This is a genomic window from Enterobacter asburiae (assembly GCF_024599655.1).
Classification (GTDB): domain Bacteria; phylum Pseudomonadota; class Gammaproteobacteria; order Enterobacterales; family Enterobacteriaceae; genus Enterobacter; species Enterobacter asburiae_D.
In genome coordinates this window covers 2,648,442-2,666,422 of record NZ_CP102247.1, presented here as the reverse complement: position 1 = coordinate 2,666,422, position 17,981 = coordinate 2,648,442, and the positions used below count along the sequence as shown (strand labels likewise).

The following is a 17,981-nucleotide window of genomic DNA, read 5'->3' as shown; positions in this document are numbered from 1 at the left end:
CTTTCCCCTCATAAGCGAAAAAAAACAGGTTTTGGAGAAATAAGTCTGGTACGAATGTCGGGAAAAAATAACAAATGTGATGCCCCTAAAAAAGCATATAAGTATGTATGCTTAACTTAATCAAAAACATGCATGGCTTCCAACTGCTCTGTTTTCATTTGATTGCAAGAGGATAAAAATTTATTTTTAAAGTCTGGTGGAGGCGTTCTTAGTTGCCGCACTGTCTCTTTATTTACTTCTAACTCCCGTAACTGTGCAATTGTACTTTTACGAATCGATGATAGAAAAAAATCACCTGCGTTCTCTTTATGACTCTCTATATAATTAGTGAGTATTTTAGACGACGCCTGAACTGCTTTTTCCTCAGAAAAACCTAAAGTAAAGCGAGAGTAGATGACATTGTATTGGTATAAGCATGCTGCTTCAGCCATTTGTTTAGCTTGCTCTCTTGGGGAAAGTTCACTTGCCCATGACTGGGAAGTGATGAGCAATATAATCAGTAACAATCGTATTTTCATGTGTGGAGTTCATTTCAATTGGGAATGCAATAGTTAAACCTATCTGGCGTGGGCTTGGCAACAGCCGCTTATTGCACGCAGAAAACATTCACAACACCTAACACCGAGGCTCAACTACTGACGGCCTGAACAGTGAGATGTTCCTTTCCTGTCGTTCATGCTTGTGGCATCTATCTCAGTAAAAACTGAATCAGCTGAACAAAGATATACACTGCCGCTGCCACTTGTATTGCCTGCCAGCCCCATCTGAGATAGCGCCATTCATGGCGTTCTCTGGCATTAGCCTCTGCAATAGCGGAGTCATAACGCTTTTTTTTCTTTCCCCTGACCTCATTTATTACCCACAGGATGAGAACAAAGATAATGATGGTTTTCTGAAGTATGGGAGTATCCACTAAAATGACTCCGGTTTGCTCGCTGGTAAAAGCAGAATAGGGTAATAACCGTCACGTATCTACCACTAAATGTAGGGGGATGAGGACGATTTTGTCCTGACTGGATTCTAAGAGGATCCTGCCCATAGCATGTTGCTCCGCTGTGAATGCACAATCTGTATGGCTGACAGCTATGAGCTAAACTTGAGTACCATTCATTTTCACCGGCGCAATAAAAATGGCGACTACAAATAAATAAATTCATACTTCACGATGTAAGTCCCAATTTTATTAACACGAGCCGTTACCCATACCCCTGTCATTCCCTGTTTACGGTGGCTGTGCAGATATTCTTTGTTGGTACAAAGCTGTATCCATCTGTGAGTGTTCTGATCTTTTAACCAGAGACCCGCTTCACAATGGCTATACTTACCTCTCGAAGGCCCCGGAAAGACAACCTCATATTCAGATTCATAGCCAATTATTTTGTCCGGGAAGAGATAGACATAAATATCATAGCAATTTAAGCTCAATACAAACCCAAGCCAAAAACCACATAAGAAAGTATTGGAAAAATATTTTAAGGTTTGGTTAAAAGCGTGCACAAAAAAAAGCACGTATAACAAAAAGCGCTCCAATCAATGCTCCAATAGAAATATACGTTATCCATTCAGGAATCGATTTTTGCAAAATGGTATTGTCGGAGATGTTTGATGCCCATGCCATATACCAGAACCATGCGCCTAAAATGACAAATGTTATAGCCGTTATGAATAGCCTTTTAAATTTATTTTCGGAATGATGGTTTTCAGTCATTTTTTATTTTGTATGTATCAAAAAATAGCGTAATTTTTTACGTAAGGCCATTATATATTATTTATCTTAATATGACTCATGTTTCGATATGAATTTTTAAACGTCATCTTCTGACTGCAGCTTGCCCGCCACTCGCGAGCAAGCCTCCCGCCTTAGCGATACAGCGTCTTTTCCGCAACCGGAATAAGCAGCCCGGATCGCCAGTCCGCGAGCGTTAGCTGTGCAAGCCTGCCCAGCGCGGTATAAAACGGATGCCCGGCGTTGTCGACAAACACCGACAGGAAGCGGGTGCTCCACGGCAGCAGGTGCCACGCCAGAAGCTGATCGCACTCCGCTTCGCGGCCATTTTCGGCCAGCCACGCCGCGAGCATTAGCAGCGTACCAAAGTGATCTTCCGGCTCGTTCTGCTGCATCTCAAAAGCGATACTGTTCTCCCGCATCCACTGGCGCAGCGCGAGGGTCGAGTCGCCAAACAGCACGGATTCGCGGTCAAGCCAGACGGAGCCCCACGGCGGGGCGGGCAGGGCGTAAGGGCCAATAAACAGCCGTTGCCAGGCGTCCGTCAGCGGTTCATCGGATGATGAGGCAAACGTATCGGCAACGGGCAGCAGCGTTTCCGATGGCAGGGGCCAGTCCTGAACCCATTCGCCCGCGGTGAGCGCTTTCACCAGCGGCGCGGCCTGCTCGCTGTCGGGAGCGAAGTAAAACAGCGCGCCCAGTACGCGGGCGCTGAACGCGAACGATTCACGATGTGAGACATCTTTCATTAAACTTTCCTTGCTCGCGCGGATGACGTCCGCGCGACTGTGTTAACCGATAATACTTACCATAGAATAAACCAGGGTCTCGCGTTTCACCCTCTATACCTTCTCAATCTGCACCAGATTGGTGTGCTGCGGGTTGCCTTTTGCCAGCGGAGAAGGACGATGGGTCGTCAGCGTGTTGATGCATGAGCCGTGGTCGATACGATCGCCACTCATATTGGCATCGTGCCAGGCACCCTGGCCCATGGCGCTCACGCCGGGCATGATGCGTGGCGTGACCTTCGCTTCAATTCGCACCTCGCCGCGGCTATTAAAGACGCGCACCGTATCGCCGTTCTTAATGCCGCGTTTTTCGGCATCGACAGGATTAAGCCAGACTTCCTGGCGGCAGGCCGCTTTCAGCACGTCGACGTTACCGTAGCTCGAGTGGGTCCGGGCTTTGAAGTGGAAACCGAACAGTTGCAGCGGGAACTGCGCGCGCTCGGGCGCGTCCCAGCCGTCAAAGGTCGATGCGTAGACGGGCAGAGGGCTGATGGTCTCATCTTTTGCCAGCTCCCAGGTGGACGCAATCTCCGCCAGCTTGCTGGAATAAATTTCAATCTTGCCCGATGGCGTTTTCAGCGGATTGGCTTCCGGGTTCTCGCGGAATTTTTTATAGGCCACGAAGTGTCCGTTCGGATCTTTGCGCTTATAAATGCCCATTTTTTTCAGCTCGTCATAGGATGGAAGCTGAGGATCTTTTGCGAGCATTTTGGCATACAGGAACTGGAGCCACTGTTCCTGCGTGCGTCCTTCGGTGAATTTCTGATGGATATCCGGCCCGAGGCGTTTCGCCACTTCGCTCATGATCCAGTAGATAGGCTTACGCTCGAACTTCGGTGCGGTCACGGGCTGAAGGAAAATCAGGTAGCCCATGTTGCCCGCATAATCGTTCGGAATGATGTCTTCCTGCTCGACTGTCATCAGGTCCGGCAGCACGATATCGGCGTACTTCGCTGACGAGGTCATGAAGTTGTCGATGACGACAATCATTTCGCACTTGCTCTCATCCTGCAGGATATCGTGGGTTTTATTGATATCGGAGTGCTGGTTGATGATGGTATTGCCCGCATAGTTCCAGATGAACTTAATCGGCACGTCCAGCTTATCTTTCCCACGCACGCCGTCGCGCAGAGCGGTCATCTCCGGCCCGCGGGCAATGGCGTCCGTCCAGCTGAAGCAGGAGATTTGCGTTTTGACCGGGTTATCCGGCAGGGGCATACGCTCGATGGTGATGGTATACGTTGACTCACGCGCGCCGCTGTTACCGCCGTTGATGCCTACGTTTCCGGTGAGGATAGGCAGCATGGCGATGGCGCGGGACGTCAGCTCGCCGTTTGCCTGGCGCTGTGGTCCCCAGCCCTGGCAGATGTAGGCCGGCTTCGCGGAGCCGATTTCGCGGGCCAGCTTGACGATGCGATCCGCCGGAATGCCGGTGATGCGTGAGGCCCACTCCGGCGTTTTCGCCGTGTGGTCATCCCCCTGGCCGAGAATATAGGCTTTGTAGTGGCCGTTAGCGGGCGCGCCTTCCGGAAGCGTTTTTTCGTCATAGCCAACGCAGTATTTATCCAGAAACGGCTGGTCGACCAGGTTTTCGTCGATTAATACCCAGGCAATACCCGCCACCAGTGCGGCATCGGTACCCGGACGGATCGGGATCCACTCATCTTCACGTCCGGCTGCCGTATCGGTATAGCGCGGGTCGATAACGATCATTCGCGCGTTGGACCGCTCGCGAGCCTGCTCCAGGTAATAGGTAATCCCGCCGCCGCTCATGCGCGTTTCCGCCGGATTATTGCCGAACATCACCACCAGTTTGGTGTTTTCAATATCCGAGGTGCTGTTCCCGTCGTTGCTGCCGTAGGTGTAGGGCATGGCGCAGGCGATTTGCGCCGTGCTGTAGGTGCCGTAGTGGCTCAGGAAACCGCCGTAGCAGTTCATCAGGCGCGCCACCAGCGAAGCGTAAGGGGAGGAGCGGGTGATATTGCCGCCGACAATGCCGGAGGAGTAGTTAATATACACCGCTTCGTTGCCGTATTTGTCGACCACGTCTTTCAGGCTGGCGGTGAGGGTGTTCAGCGCCTCATCCCATGTGATGCGCTCAAACTTGCCCTCACCGCGTTTGCCCACGCGTTTCATCGGGTAGTTCAGGCGGTCAGGGTGATTGATCCGACGGCGAATTGAACGTCCGCGCAGGCAGGCGCGCACCTGATGGTTACCGTAAATATCCTCGCCCGTGTTGTCCGTTTCGACCCAGTACACTTCGTCGTCGCGGACGTGCAGACGCAGCGCGCAGCGGCTGCCGCAGTTGACCGAGCAGGCGCCCCACACCACTTTATCTTCAGCAGGCTGGACGGCGTTCTTCACCGCCGCGGCGGCGCTTTTTAAACCAAAAGGAAGCGAGATCCCGCCAGCGGCAAGCGCCAGAGAACCTATAGCCGTTGATTTCACGAGAGTTCGACGGCTAATTCCGCCGTGATGTTCAGTATCGGACATGGCTCACCCCATCATTATAATTGCGTATTATTTTTCCCGAAATGATAACCGGGCTAATGATGGGGTGAGTGTTACTTATTTGGAGGTATTAGATCTTAATCCTCATCAAATCAAAGGGGATTGAGGGTAAATTACTGAGCTTCAGCAGCCCCGCTGCCTGTACGGGTGTACAAAATTTTAAACGTGTCGTTGGCGCAGTGGCCCACTACCTGCGTGCCCGCCTGGTCGGCCTGGTCGTTCGGCACAATGCTCAGCGTAAAACCTGACTCAGGTACGCCGTTGTTGATAATCTTCTGCTGAATGTCGCTTTTCACGCGTTCGCAGGAATCCGGTGCCGCCAGCGCGGCCGTTGAGGCAGTCATTAACAGCAGGGCGGTAATCCAGGGTAACCGTTTCATCTCTTGCTCCTTTTCTCTGTGTAGAGATTAATTTTAGCAGGCTTCGTGTAAACAACTGTATTTGCTAATATGATTGGGAATAATCTCCCTTTACGGTAATAAATGTGAAGAAATACGCAGCGATAACGCTACTGGCAGCAACACTGGTGGGGTGCGACAACAGCTCCGCGCCGCTGTCGTTTACGCCCGAGATGGCGAGTTTTTCAAACGAATTTGATTTCGATCCTCTGCGCGGCCCGGTTAAAGACTTTACCCAGACGCTGTTCAACGATAAGGGCGAAGTGTCCAAACGGGTTACCGGCACCGTGTCGACGGAAGGGTGTTTCGATACGCTGGAGCTGCACGACCTGGAGGCCAACACCGGCGTGGCGCTGGTGCTGGATGCCAATTACTACCTTGATGCGGAAACCCAGCAGCGCAAAGTGAAGCTCCAGGGGAAATGCCAGCTGGCCGAACTGCCGTCAGCCGGGGTGACGTGGGATACCGACGACAACGGTTTTGTGGTGGCGGCGCACGGCAAAGAGATGGAAGTGAAGTATCGCTACGATGCGGATGGCTACCCGCTGGGCAAAACCACCGTCTCCGGCGATCAGCACCTGTCCGTCCAGTCGACGCCGTCTAAAGATGTTCGCAAAAGGATGGATTACTCGGCGGTGAGCATGCTGAATGACAAGCCGATGGGCAACGTCAAGCAGAGCTGCGATTACGATCGACACAATAATCCGGTGAGCTGCGATCTGACGATCACCGACGACAGCGTTAAACCTGCCGTTGAGCGCAAGTACACCATTAAAAACACGATTGAATATTATTGAGAGGAAAGTGCATTTTGTGCGTTTCGCCCGGCGGCGCTACGCTTGCACGGGCCTACAATGAAGCGTGCAACATATTGATATTCTTGCACCATGTAGGCCGGGTAAGCGCAGCGCCACCCGGCAAGAACAGCGCAATGGGGGGCATCACTCTCACTGCGCGGTAGGTTTCAGCAGGCTGGCGCCTGACGGCTTGTGCCCGGCCAGATGCTGATGCTGGAAGATGCACATGCGAATGGTATTGCGGTATTCACCGTTGATAAAGAACTCGTGAACCAGCTCGCCTTCCACCATAAAGCCCAGCTTGCGATAGATATGGATCGCTTTCTCGTTCTCTTTGTCCACAATCAGATAGAGCTTGTAGAGATTCAGAACGTTGAACCCATAATCCATTGCCAGCTTCGCTGCCCGTGAGGCAAGGCCTTTTCCCTGATGCTCAGGGGAAATAATGATCTGAAACTCCGCACGACGGTGAACATGGTTGATTTCAACCAGCTCCACAAGTCCGGCTTTTTCGCCTTCACACTCCACCACAAAACGACGTTCGCTCTGATCGTGAATGTGCTTATCGTAGAGATCGGACAGCTCAACAAAGGCCTCGTAAGGCTCTTCGAACCAGTAGCGCATCACGCTGGCATTGTTGTCGAGCTGGTGGACGAAGCGCAGGTCTTCACGCTCCAGCGGACGGAGTTTAATGTCGCAGGGCGCCGACATTACGGGGCTACCGTGCGGCCAGTGCGGCGATCCAGGCAGCGCAGGGTGTTTGGCTCCCAGTAGGCATTGACGTTTGCACTTTGCTGACACTTATCGCGCGCGTCAAAAGCGACATCTTCTTTGTCCCACTCTTTTTCAGCACGTTTGTTGACCTTCTGACGAAGGTTACGGGTGTCATTCCATTGTTCTTTGTCCATGGCGGCGTTCTGACGGCTTTGCGCGCTGTCACCAGACTCAATAATGAGCTTGCTGGTTTCCGCTGTCGCAGAGGCGGCAAAGGCGAACGATGACAGCGCCAGCAGGGCTGTCAGACAAAGGCGTTTGCTTAATGTGGTCATAGCGTTTCCTTTTAAATGGGTGCAGATAATCAAGTTACCCCGAACAGATTCTACACCAAAGAGAAATGACGGCATACCCGCGGAGCGGGCATGGAAAAGTAAAGGACATTATCGGGTATGATGTCTAAATAGATCCTCACCTGACGTTAACTATGCTCAAAACGACGCTGCTTTTTTTTGCTACCGCGCTATGCGAAATCATCGGCTGCTTCCTGCCCTGGCTCTGGCTGAAGAAGGGGGGATCCGTATTGCTGCTCATCCCGGCAAGCGTCGCGCTGGCTCTCTTTGTCTGGCTGCTAACGCTGCATCCGGCTGCCAGCGGCCGCGTCTATGCCGCTTACGGTGGTGTCTATGTCTGTACCGCGCTGCTGTGGCTACGCGTGGTGGATGGCGTCAAGCTCAGCGCGTACGACTGGGCCGGCGCGCTGGTTGCCCTGTGCGGTATGCTGATCATTGTGGCGGGATGGGGGCGCGCCTGAGCCCCCGGGTTTTGTGATCGCTAGCTGATTTCACGATCATTATACTTGTATGGTAGTAGGGTTGGTGGGTAAATTTCCAGCATCACAACGAACGATGTAAGGAAAGGAATTATGAAGATTGTCGCGGCTGACGTGTTTGTTACTTGCCCGGGACGGAACTTTGTCACCCTTAAAATCACCACCGATGAGGGGATTGTCGGCCTCGGTGACGCTACGCTGAACGGACGCGAGCTCTCCGTGGCCTCGTATCTCAAGGATCACCTTTGCCCCCAGCTGATTGGCCGCGATGCGCACCGCATCGAAGACATCTGGCAATTTTTCTATAAGGGCGCCTACTGGCGTCGAGGCCCGGTCACCATGTCGGCCATCTCCGCCGTGGACATGGCGCTGTGGGACATCAAAGCCAAAGCGGCCAACATGCCGCTCTACCAGCTGCTGGGCGGCGCATCCCGTGAAGGGGTGATGGTCTACTGCCACACCACCGGACACACGATTGACGACGTGCTGGAAGACTACGCCCGTCATAAAGAGATGGGCTTTAAGGCGATCCGCGTCCAGTGCGGCGTGCCGGGCATGAAAACCACCTACGGCATGGCCAAAGGGAAGGGGCTGGCCTACGAGCCTGCAACCAAAGGCGACTGGCCGGAAGAGCAACTGTGGTCCACCGAAAAATACCTCGATTTCACCCCGAAGCTGTTCGACGCGGTGCGCAGTAAATTCGGCTTTAATGAACATCTCCTGCACGACATGCACCACCGCCTGACGCCAATCGAAGCGGCGCGTTTCGGCAAGAGCATCGAAGAATTCCGCATGTTCTGGATGGAAGACCCAACGCCTGCAGAAAACCAAGCCTGCTTCCGCCTGATCCGCCAGCATACCGTCACGCCGATTGCGGTGGGGGAAGTGTTTAACAGCATCTGGGACTGCAAGCAGCTCATCGAAGAGCAGCTCATCGACTACATTCGCACCACCATTACCCACGCGGGCGGGATTACCGGAATGCGTCGCATCGCGGACTTTGCCTCGCTCTACCAGGTGCGCACCGGCTCGCACGGCCCGTCGGATCTCTCGCCCGTCTGCCACGCCGCCGCGCTGCATTTCGACCTGTGGGTGCCAAACTTTGGCGTCCAGGAATATATGGGCTATTCCGAACAGATGCTGGAAGTCTTCCCGCACAGCTGGCGCTTTGATAACGGCTATATGCATCCGGGCGACAAGCCGGGGCTGGGCATCGAGTTTGATGAAAAACTGGCGGCGAAATACCCCTACGATCCGGCCTATCTGCCGGTGGCCCGTCTTGAAGATGGCACGCTGTGGAACTGGTAAACGAGGAGCGAACGATGAAAAGCGTAGTGATTCAACAGCCGAACGAACTGGTGATTGAAGAGCGGCCACGCCCGGAACCAGGCGCAGGCGAAGTCCGCGTCAAAATCACGCTGGCGGGGATCTGCGGTTCGGACAGCCACATCTATCGCGGCCATAATCCGTTTGCGAAGTATCCACGCACGATCGGCCACGAGTTCTTTGGCGTGATTGACGCCGTGGGCGAGGGCGTAGACAGCGCCCGTCTGGGCCAGCGCGTCTCGGTTGATCCGGTGATCAGCTGCGGACACTGTTACCCGTGTTCCGTCGGAAAACCGAACGTCTGCACCTCGCTGGTGGTGCTGGGCGTACACCGCGACGGGGGCTTCAGCGAATATGCGGCAGTGCCCGCTAAAAATGCCTGGCCTATCCCGGATGATATTCCGGATAAACACGCCGTCATGGTTGAGCCCTTCACCATCGCCGCCAACGTGACGGGGCAGGCCAACCCTACCGAGCAGGACGTTGCGCTGATTTATGGCGCTGGCCCGATGGGGCTGGTCACCGTGCAGGCGCTGAAAGGCGTCTATAAGGTGAAGCAGGTTATTGTGGTTGACCGCATCGATGAACGCCTGAAAATGGCCCAGCGCAGCGGCGCGGACTGGGTGTTGAACAACGGCGAGCAGTCGTTGCAGGCCGCGCTGGACGAAAAGGGCATCAAACCGACGTTAATCATCGATGCCGCCTGTCATCCGGCGATTCTGCAGGAAGCGATAACCCTGGCCTCGCCGGCGGCGCGCATCGTGCTGATGGGCTTCTCCAGCGAGCCGAGCCAGATTGTTCAGCAGGGCATCACCGGCAAAGAGCTGGCGATCTTCTCATCGCGCCTCAATGCCAATAAATTCCCGGTCGTCATCGACTGGCTGAAAAAGGGGCTGATCGACCCGGAAAAACTGATCACCCATACCTTTGACTATCACCATGTAACAGACGCCATTGAACTGTTTGAGAAAGACCAGCGGCAGTGCTGCAAAGTCTTGCTCACGTTCGGCCAATAATCATTTACGCGGTTAAGAGCCTGCGCAGACAGGCTCTGGTGGTACGCATCTTACCTTTTAGAGATAGCCATTATGACGCAAGCACAACCTCAAAGAACCACCTCCGATCTGGTGAAAGCCGCCGTTTCCGGCTGGCTGGGCACCGCCCTGGAGTTTATGGACTTTCAGCTTTACTCGCTGGGGGCCGCCCTGGTCTTCCATGAGATCTTCTTCCCGGAACAGTCAGCCGCGATGGCGCTGATCCTCGCGATGGGGACCTACGGCGCAGGCTACATAGCACGTATTGTCGGCGCCTTTATCTTCGGCAGAATGGGCGACAGCATTGGTCGTAAGAAGGTGCTGTTTATCACCATTACCATGATGGGGATCTGCACCACGCTAATTGGCGTCCTGCCAACCTATGCCCAGATCGGAATTTTTGCCCCGGTTCTGCTGGTGACGCTGCGCATTATTCAGGGACTCGGGGCCGGGGCGGAGATTTCCGGTGCTGGGACCATGCTGGCGGAGTACGCGCCGAAAGGCAAACGCGGCATCATCTCCTCGCTGGTGGCGATGGGCACTAACTGCGGAACGCTGAGCGCCACGGCGATCTGGGCGGTGATGTTCTTTGCCCTCGATCGTGAAGAGCTGATTGCCTGGGGCTGGCGCGTGCCGTTCCTCGCCAGCGTCGTGGTGATGATCTTCGCCATCTGGCTGCGTATGAACCTGAAAGAGAGCCCGGTGTTTGAGAAAGTGAACGATGCACAAACCGTGCAGCCGGACACATCGCTGGGTTCAATGGTGAAAAGTAAATCCTTCTGGCTGGCGACCGGCCTGCGGTTTGGTCAGGCGGGCAACTCGGGTCTGATCCAGACGTTCCTTGCCGGGTATCTGGTCCAGACGCTGCTGTTCGATAAAGCCATCCCTACCGATGCGCTGATGATCAGCTCCATTCTCGGGTTTATCTCCATTCCGCTGCTGGGCTGGCTTTCCGATAAAGTGGGACGCCGTCTGCCGTACATTATCCTCAATATCTCCGCCATTCTTCTCGCGTATCCGATGCTGTCGATCATCGTCGATAAGAGCTATGCGCCGGGGACAATCATGCTCTCTATCATCGTTATCCATAACTTCGCCGTGCTGGGGCTGTTTGCGCTGGAAAATATCACCATGGCGGAGATGTTTGGCTCGAGAAATCGCTTTACCCGTATGGCTATCTCGAAAGAGGCGGGCGGTCTGGTGGCGGTGGGCTTTGGTCCGGTACTGGCGGGGATCTTCTGCAATATGACCGGCTCCTGGTGGCCGATTGTCGCCATGCTGGTGGCCTATTCCGTGATTGGGCTGGTCTCGGCGATCCTGATGCCGGAAGTGCGCGACCGTGATTTGAGCGCCGCGCAAGACGCAGCGGAATCCGCGCCCGAAGAGCGTGTGGGTTACGGGGCGATCTCCTCGCGACGCTAATGGTTTATAGCTTTCGTGACTTATCACACAACTTTATGTTTATGTCACACCACATGAGCAAAAGTTAATATAAATCAAAATATCAAACGGCAGTATCAGTATGGTTGATGGCAGTTATTTTTTTACCCCAACTGCCATTCTAGTTGGTGTAGTCAGCAGGCGCTGCCGCTTCAGAAGGAGCGGCAGCGATCCACAGCTTTCTAATTAACGAGTCTTAATCATGGAAAACACCTTATTACAGGCCAACGCGACGCTGCCTCATTACGATCGCGACAGCCTTAAAGCACGCATTGTACATTTAGGCTTCGGCGCATTTCACCGCGCGCATCAGGCGGTGTACGCCGACATTCTCGCGGCAGAGCACGGCAGCGACTGGGGCTACGGTGAGGTTAACCTGATTGGCGGCGAGCAGCAGATTGCCGATCTGAACGCGCAGGATAATCTTTACACCGTGGCGGAGATGTCTGCCGATGCATGGACATCCCGCGTGGTTGGCGTGGTCAAAAAGGCCCTCCATGCGCATGTTGACGGGCTGGAGACCGTGCTGGCAGCGATGTGTGAACCGCAGGTGGCAATTGTCTCGCTGACCATCACCGAGAAAGGGTACTGCCACTCACCGGCGACGGGGCAACTGATGCTCGATCACCCGTTAATCGTCGCCGACCTGCAAAACCCGCACCAGCCGAAATCCGCGCCGGGCGTGGTGGTGGAAGCGCTGGCGCGTCGCAAAGCGGCGGGGCTGCCTGCGTTTAGCGTGATGTCCTGCGACAACATGCCGGAGAACGGCCACGTGATGCGCAATGTGACCTGCGCGTACGCCCGTGCGGTAGACGGTGAGCTGGCGGACTGGATCGAGGCTAACGTCACCTTCCCGTCAACCATGGTGGACCGCATCGTGCCGGCGGTCACGCCTGATACGCTGGATAAAATTGAGCAGCTGACGGGCGTGCGTGACCCGGCGGCAGTAGCCTGTGAACCGTTCCGCCAGTGGGTGATCGAAGACAACTTTGTGGCAGGACGTCCCGAGTGGGAAAAAGCCGGTGCCGAGTTGGTGTCAGACGTGATCCCGTTTGAAGAGATGAAGCTGCGCATGCTCAACGGCAGCCACTCGTTCCTGGCGTACCTGGGCTATCTGGCCGGATACCAGCATATCAACGACTGTATGGAAGATGAGAACTACCGCCTCGCCGCGCACGCGCTGATGCTTAACGAGCAGGCACCCACGCTGAAAGTGAAGGGCGTTGATTTAGGCCGCTATGCCGATCTCCTGATTGCCCGCTACAGCAACACGGCCCTGCGCCATCGGACATGGCAAATCGCGATGGACGGCAGCCAGAAGCTTCCGCAGCGTATGCTGGACTCCGTGCGCTGGCACCTGGTGCACCAGAAACCTTTCCCACTGCTGGCGCTGGGTGTGGCTGGGTGGATGCGTTATGTCGGCGGCGTGGATGAGCAGGGTAACGCCATTGATGTGAGCGATCCGCAGCTGGCAATGATTCAGGCGGCGGTGAAGGGAAGTTCGGAAGGGGAAAGTCGGGTTAACGCGCTGCTCGGCATTGAGGCCATCTTTGGTAAAGAGTTACCGCAGGAGCCGCTCTTCGTTGCTGCGGTGATGACCGCGTACCGGTCGCTGCTGCAACAGGGGGCGAAAGCGACCGTGGCGCAGTACGCGTCCCAACGGTAATTCAGCACATGCCGCCGTGCGCGGCGGCATGTCTGCGCACAGCTTAGTGCATCCCCAGGCGAATCAGCTCAATCGGCTCGAACTTACCTTCGCATCCTTCCACTTCAACCGTTTTGCTGCGACGCACCTGCGCGGCATCCAGCCCGTCGCTATGGATCGCTTTAATCACGCCAGTTTTGCCCGTGCCGCTAATCATGACGCGGCTGCCGGTGGTGATTGCATTGCGGTTACGGTCGTATGTCATCATGGTATATTCTCCTCTCTAACCTGTTCGTTACGGCGCTATTTCAGGTTTGCCGTTCACGGGGCATATAAATACGCCTGTCCGCGCTTGATGTTTTTGTTTTTGATCAAACTCACACTTTTTTCTTTATTTCGTCGGGCGCTGACGGTTCAGGACAGTAATTTACAAAGCAGACCGTTATTTTCATTAACTGATAGTTTCGACAGGGAAGCGTTGAGGGTTGGTTTATATTCCGGATGTCATTCTGGGTGCAGGAAATAACCCTTCATCGGAATAAGGAGTCAGGCTTATGTATAAGAGCATTTTGATGCCTGTAGACGTGTTTGAAATGGATTTGAGCGACAAAGCGGTTCGCCACGCGGCAAACCTGGCGAAGGCAGAGGGCGCGTCGATTACCCTGGTCAATATTCTCCCAGCCAGCAGCCGGTCTCTGCTGCGCGGGTTCAACGCCGATATTAAAAAGTTTGAAGAGTATATGACCGCAGAATCCAACAAGAAAATGAACGAGTTAAAAAGACTGTTCGATATCGCCCCTGAGAATATTCACAGCATGGTGCGTTTTGGCAACGTCCGCGATGAAATTATCAAGCTGAGCAAGGAGGGGGAATATGATGCGATTGTCATCGGGTCGAAAAATCCGAGCATCTCCACCCATCTGCTGGGTTCAAACGCGGAATCTATTCTGCGCTACGCCACGATCCCGGTGTTAGTCGTTCGCTAATCACGCCGCCGCACCCGAAAGGGGGCGGCGAATATTACTCTTCGCTAAACCACTCGCTATTTTCCTGACGAATAAGCTGCACGGATTCGCTGATTTCCTGCAGATGCAGCGTCATCGCCTTTTCCACACCGTCCGCATCGCGTTTTTCAAGCGCGCTGAAAATATCATGATGCTGTCGAAGCAACATTTCCGGCGGGGAGACGTGATCGAGGCTCATGTAGCGCACGCGGTCAATGGTGGCCTTGATGTTCTCGATGGTATCCCAGGCCAGCTGACAATCGGCAATCTGCGCCAGTTTCTGGTGGAATTCATCATCAAGCTGGAAGAAGTCATTCAGCTGCTTGCGGTCAATGGCAATGCGCTGCTGGTGCAGGTTCTGCTCAAGCAGGTAACACTGGTTGTCGTTGATAAGCGTTGCGGCTCGGCGCGCCACCGCGCATTCAATGGCCTGGCGAACGAAACAGCCGTTGCGTACCTGAGAGAGTGAAATTTTGTTCACGTAGCTGCCGCGCTGCGGGCGGATCTGAATCAGCCCGTTCTCGGCAAGCTTAATAAACGCTTCACGCACCGGCTGACGGGAAACGTCAAATCGCACGGAGACCTCTTTTTCAGAAAGCGGCGTTCCCGGTGGGATCAGGCAATGGACAATATCACGTCGCAAAATGCGATAGATTTGCTGGTTAACGGGCTGGGTGGGATTGAGTTGCGATTCAGCGGCCATGAGTTGTCATTTCTCAGAGAGTTAGCCTGAACATACTACCATTCTTTTAGGGTATGAAATAGACCCGGCCCACAGGCCGGGAAGGGCTAATTTAGCCACGATGGACGCTAAGTCCGGCAAAACTCTGGCTGACTGGCATCATTTCTACGGTATTGATGTTGACGTGTTTTGGCAGCGTCGCCACCCACCAGACCGTTTCGGTCACATCTTCCGGCGTCAGCGCGTTAGCATTTTCGTAGGTTTTGCCCGCTTTCGCGTCATCGCCTTTGAAACGCACGTTGGAAAACTCGGTGCCGCCCACCAGGCCCGGCTCGATATCGGTGACGCGAATAGCGGTGCCGTGCAGATCGGTACGCAGGTTAAGGCTGAACTGGCGCACAAACGCCTTCGTCGCGCCATAGACGTTGCCGCCCGCGTAAGGCCAGCTCCCGGCGGTGGAACCAATATTGATAATGTGGCCGCGGTTGCGCTCGACCATGCCCGGCAGCACCGCGCGGGTCATATAGACCAGCCCTTTGTTGTTGGTGTCGATCATGTTTTCCCAGTCTTCTACGCTGGCTTTATGCGCGGGCTCCATGCCCAGCGCCAGACCGGCATTGTTGACCAGCACGTCGATGGCGCGCCACTCGGCGGGCAGGTTGGCAATCATCTCATCAATGGCCGCGCGGTTACGCACGTCCAGCTGCGCGGTCAGGATGCTGTCGCCTAATTCGTCTTTCAGTTCCTGCAGGCGCTCCTGACGACGGCCCGTGGCAATAACCTTGTGCCCGTTGGCGACGAAGCGACGCGTGATGCTTTCACCAAAACCTGCCGTTGCCCCGGTAACTAAAATAATCATCTCACTGTTCCTCAACGCTTTTTGTGTTGTACTAACATAGCACGGCCGCAGAGGGTGCGTTAAGGCAACATTTGTATGACGGCGTTGCAGGGGATGGCGGCCTGGCCTACTCTGGGAGGATACCCGTACTCAGGAGCGAAAGATGACGGCCACGAATCCCTTTTTTGACATCAGCCTGTTGCCCTATCAGGCCCCCCATTTTGATGAAATCAACGACGGCCACTATCGCCCGGCCTTCGATGAAGCGCTTCGCCAGAAGCGGGCGGACATTGACGCCATTGTGTCTCAAACCGCTGCGCCGGACTTCACCAACACCGTGCTGGCGCTGGAGAAAAGCGGCGCCATGCTCTCGCGGGTCAGCAGCGTGTTCTTCGCCATGACCTCCGCGCACACCAATGCGTACCTGCAGGAGCTTGAGGAGCAGTTCTCCACCGAGCTTGCCGCGCTGGCGAACGATATCTGGCTGAATGACGTGCTTTTCGCCCGCGTGGAGAGCGTCTGGCAGGACCGTGCCGCGCTGGACGCCGAATCCCGTCGGCTGGTCGAGGAGACCTGGCAGCGCTTTATTCTGGCGGGCGCGCGTCTCAATGAAGCAGAAAAAGCCGAGCTGAAGGCGCTGAATACCGAGGCGGCCACCCTGACCAGCCAGTTCAACCAGCGTCTGCTGGCTGCCGATAAGACAAGCGGGCTGGTAGTGGATTTCGCGCACCAGCTTGATGGGCTGAGCGCCGCTGAGATCGCTGACGCGGCGCAGGCTGCCGCGGAGCGAGGGCTAAACGATCGCTGGCTGATCCCGCTTCTGAACACGACCCAGCAGCCCGCGCTTTCCGCGCTGCGCAATCGTCAGACCCGCGAAAACCTGTTCAACGCGGGCTGGACGCGCACCCAGAAAGGGGATGAAAACGACACTCGCGAGCTGATCCTCCGCCTTACGGCGCTACGTGCGCGGCAGGCCGGCCTGCTGGGCTTCGAGGATTACGCCAGCTGGAGTATCGCCGACCAGATGGCGAAAACCCCGGACGCCGCGCTGGCCTTTATGCGCGGCATTGTGCCTGCCGCCCGCGCCCGTGCAGAGCGCGAGCAGGCCGATATTCAGAAAGTCATTGATGACGAGCAGGGCGGTTTCACCGTGCAGGCCTGGGACTGGGCTTATTACGCCGAGCGCGTGCGTCAGGCGAAATATGCCCTCGATGAATCGCAAATCAAACCCTATTTTGCTCTCAATACCGTATTGCAGGATGGCGTATTCTGGGCAGCCAGCCAGCTGTTTGGCATTCGCTTTGTGGAGCGCTTCGATATTCCGGTGTATCACCCGGACGTTCGCGTCTGGGAAATTTTCGACCACACCGGTGAGGGCATGGCGCTGTTTTACGGCGACTTCTTTGCCCGCGATTCCAAGCAGGGCGGGGCCTGGATGGGGAATTTTGTCGAGCAATCCTTCGAGTTTGCTGCCCGCCCGGTGATCTACAACGTCTGTAACTACCAAAAACCGGCTAACGGCGGCGTCGCGCTTCTCTCCTGGGATGACGTGATCACCCTGTTCCACGAGTTTGGCCATACGCTGCACGGCCTGTTTGCCAGCCAGCGTTTCGCTACGCTTTCCGGCACCAATACGCCGCGTGATTTCGTTGAATTCCCGTCACAAATTAACGAGCACTGGGCCAGCCACCCACAGGTGTTTACCCACTACGCCCGCCATTACGAAACCGGTGAACCGATGCCGGACGCGCTGCGGGAAAGCATGCTCAACGCGACCCATTTCAACAAGGGTTATGACATGACGGAACTGCTGGCTGCCGCGCTGCTGGACATGAACTGGCACGGCATCGGTGAGGCCGTTTCGAGCGTAGAGGATTTTGAAGCAGCAGCGCTGAAAAAAGAGGGGCTGGATCTGCCCGCCGTACCGCCGCGCTATCGCAGCAGCTATTTTGCCCATATCTTTGGCGGGGGCTACGCGGCGGGATATTACGCCTACCTGTGGACGCAAATGCTGGCGGACGATGGCTATCAGTGGTTTGTCGAACAGGGCGGCCTGACCCGTGAAAACGGGCAAAAATTCCGCGAGGCGATTTTGTCCCGTGGTAACAGCACGGATCTGGCTGAACTTTATCGCAGCTGGCGCGGGCACGATCCGAAGATTGAACCGATGCTGGAGAATCGCGGGTTGAGCGAATAGAGTCAGTCCCGACAGACAAAAGAACCGGGCTTTGCGCCCGGTTTTTTTC

18 protein-coding genes and 1 pseudogene are annotated in these 17,981 nt (G+C 55.2%); 8 read left to right on the top strand and 11 right to left on the bottom strand.

Annotation, left to right across the window (positions count from 1 at the left end):
• Window positions 1-116 precede the first annotated feature (116 nt).
• The 6 genes and pseudogenes from NQ230_RS12555 to NQ230_RS12535 all read right to left on the bottom strand — a co-directional run bounded on the left by NQ230_RS12555 (window position 117) and on the right by NQ230_RS12535 (window position 5,405).
• Window positions 117-518 carry a hypothetical protein gene (locus NQ230_RS12555; RefSeq protein ID WP_121423572.1) on the bottom strand — a complete coding sequence of 134 codons (402 nt, stop codon included), beginning with the start codon at window positions 516-518 and terminating at the stop codon, window positions 117-119.
• 170 nt (window positions 519-688) lie between these two features.
• Window positions 689-913: a hypothetical protein gene (locus tag NQ230_RS12550; protein ID WP_121423573.1), complete on the bottom strand. Its 225-nt coding sequence runs from the start codon at window positions 911-913 to the stop codon at window positions 689-691.
• Between the two features lie 224 nt (window positions 914-1,137).
• Window positions 1,138-1,708: pseudogene (locus NQ230_RS22970) on the bottom strand (hypothetical protein).
• A gap of 152 nt (window positions 1,709-1,860) precedes the next feature.
• A complete protein-coding gene (gene dmsD, locus NQ230_RS12545; protein WP_159514049.1) occupies window positions 1,861-2,475 on the bottom strand; it encodes a Tat proofreading chaperone DmsD in 615 nt (204 codons plus the stop codon).
• Window positions 2,476-2,568: 93 nt separating this feature from the next.
• Window positions 2,569-5,007 (bottom strand): selenate/tellurate reductase subunit YnfE, encoded by a 2,439-nt coding sequence (gene ynfE / locus NQ230_RS12540; RefSeq protein WP_257257874.1) that lies wholly within the window; start codon window positions 5,005-5,007, stop codon window positions 2,569-2,571.
• Window positions 5,008-5,138: 131 nt separating this feature from the next.
• Window positions 5,139-5,405, bottom strand: a complete 267-nt coding sequence (locus tag NQ230_RS12535) for a DUF1161 domain-containing protein (RefSeq protein ID WP_193939747.1) — start codon at window positions 5,403-5,405, stop codon at window positions 5,139-5,141.
• A gap of 104 nt (window positions 5,406-5,509) precedes the next feature.
• Here NQ230_RS12535 and NQ230_RS12530 point away from each other — a divergent pair, with 104 nt between their 5' ends.
• The gene (locus tag NQ230_RS12530; RefSeq protein WP_121423578.1) at window positions 5,510-6,220 is read left to right on the top strand and encodes a YnfC family lipoprotein; all 711 of its coding nucleotides are present in this window, start codon (window positions 5,510-5,512) and stop codon (window positions 6,218-6,220) included.
• Window positions 6,221-6,370: 150 nt separating this feature from the next.
• Here NQ230_RS12530 and speG read toward each other — a convergent pair whose 3' ends face one another.
• Complete coding sequence (gene speG / locus NQ230_RS12525) at window positions 6,371-6,931, bottom strand: spermidine N1-acetyltransferase (RefSeq protein ID WP_029739396.1); 561 nt, start codon at window positions 6,929-6,931, stop codon at window positions 6,371-6,373.
• Complete coding sequence (locus tag NQ230_RS12520) at window positions 6,931-7,269, bottom strand: DUF1283 family protein (RefSeq protein ID WP_023335541.1); 339 nt, start codon at window positions 7,267-7,269, stop codon at window positions 6,931-6,933. Before NQ230_RS12520 ends, speG begins: the two co-directional genes overlap by 1 nt.
• Window positions 7,270-7,421: 152 nt before the next feature.
• Here NQ230_RS12520 and NQ230_RS12515 point away from each other — a divergent pair, with 152 nt between their 5' ends.
• The 5 genes from NQ230_RS12515 (at window position 7,422) to NQ230_RS12495 (ending at window position 13,232) form a co-directional block, all read left to right on the top strand.
• Entirely contained in the window at window positions 7,422-7,748 is a 327-nt protein-coding gene (locus NQ230_RS12515) for a YnfA family protein (RefSeq protein ID WP_032657499.1), read from the top strand.
• Window positions 7,749-7,859: 111 nt separating this feature from the next.
• Entirely contained in the window at window positions 7,860-9,074 is a 1,215-nt protein-coding gene (manD, locus tag NQ230_RS12510) for a D-mannonate dehydratase ManD (protein ID WP_063145672.1), read from the top strand.
• Window positions 9,075-9,088: 14 nt separating this feature from the next.
• Complete coding sequence (locus tag NQ230_RS12505) at window positions 9,089-10,108, top strand: Zn-dependent oxidoreductase (RefSeq protein ID WP_198885344.1); 1,020 nt, start codon at window positions 9,089-9,091, stop codon at window positions 10,106-10,108.
• A gap of 72 nt (window positions 10,109-10,180) precedes the next feature.
• On the top strand, window positions 10,181-11,548 hold the full coding sequence (locus NQ230_RS12500; protein WP_219322473.1) for an MFS transporter: 1,368 nt from the start codon (window positions 10,181-10,183) through the stop codon (window positions 11,546-11,548).
• Between the two features lie 220 nt (window positions 11,549-11,768).
• On the top strand, window positions 11,769-13,232 hold the full coding sequence (locus tag NQ230_RS12495) for a mannitol dehydrogenase family protein (RefSeq protein WP_257257873.1): 1,464 nt from the start codon (window positions 11,769-11,771) through the stop codon (window positions 13,230-13,232).
• Between the two features lie 43 nt (window positions 13,233-13,275).
• On the opposite strand, the gene ydfZ is transcribed toward NQ230_RS12495, so the two are convergent.
• On the bottom strand, window positions 13,276-13,479 hold the full coding sequence (gene ydfZ / locus NQ230_RS12490) for a putative selenium delivery protein YdfZ (protein ID WP_014883679.1): 204 nt from the start codon (window positions 13,477-13,479) through the stop codon (window positions 13,276-13,278).
• A gap of 286 nt (window positions 13,480-13,765) precedes the next feature.
• Here ydfZ and NQ230_RS12485 point away from each other — a divergent pair, with 286 nt between their 5' ends.
• Window positions 13,766-14,197 (top strand): universal stress protein, encoded by a 432-nt coding sequence (locus tag NQ230_RS12485; RefSeq protein WP_159514056.1) that lies wholly within the window; start codon window positions 13,766-13,768, stop codon window positions 14,195-14,197.
• Window positions 14,198-14,231: 34 nt separating this feature from the next.
• On the opposite strand, the gene NQ230_RS12480 is transcribed toward NQ230_RS12485, so the two are convergent.
• Both NQ230_RS12480 and ydfG read right to left on the bottom strand, forming a co-directional pair.
• Window positions 14,232-14,918, bottom strand: a complete 687-nt coding sequence (locus NQ230_RS12480) for a GntR family transcriptional regulator (RefSeq protein ID WP_063145668.1) — start codon at window positions 14,916-14,918, stop codon at window positions 14,232-14,234.
• Between the two features lie 91 nt (window positions 14,919-15,009).
• Complete coding sequence (ydfG, locus tag NQ230_RS12475) at window positions 15,010-15,756, bottom strand: bifunctional NADP-dependent 3-hydroxy acid dehydrogenase/3-hydroxypropionate dehydrogenase YdfG (protein ID WP_257257872.1); 747 nt, start codon at window positions 15,754-15,756, stop codon at window positions 15,010-15,012.
• Between the two features lie 142 nt (window positions 15,757-15,898).
• Here ydfG and dcp point away from each other — a divergent pair, with 142 nt between their 5' ends.
• Entirely contained in the window at window positions 15,899-17,932 is a 2,034-nt protein-coding gene (gene dcp, locus NQ230_RS12470; RefSeq protein WP_257257871.1) for a peptidyl-dipeptidase Dcp, read from the top strand.
• Window positions 17,933-17,981 lie beyond the last annotated feature (49 nt).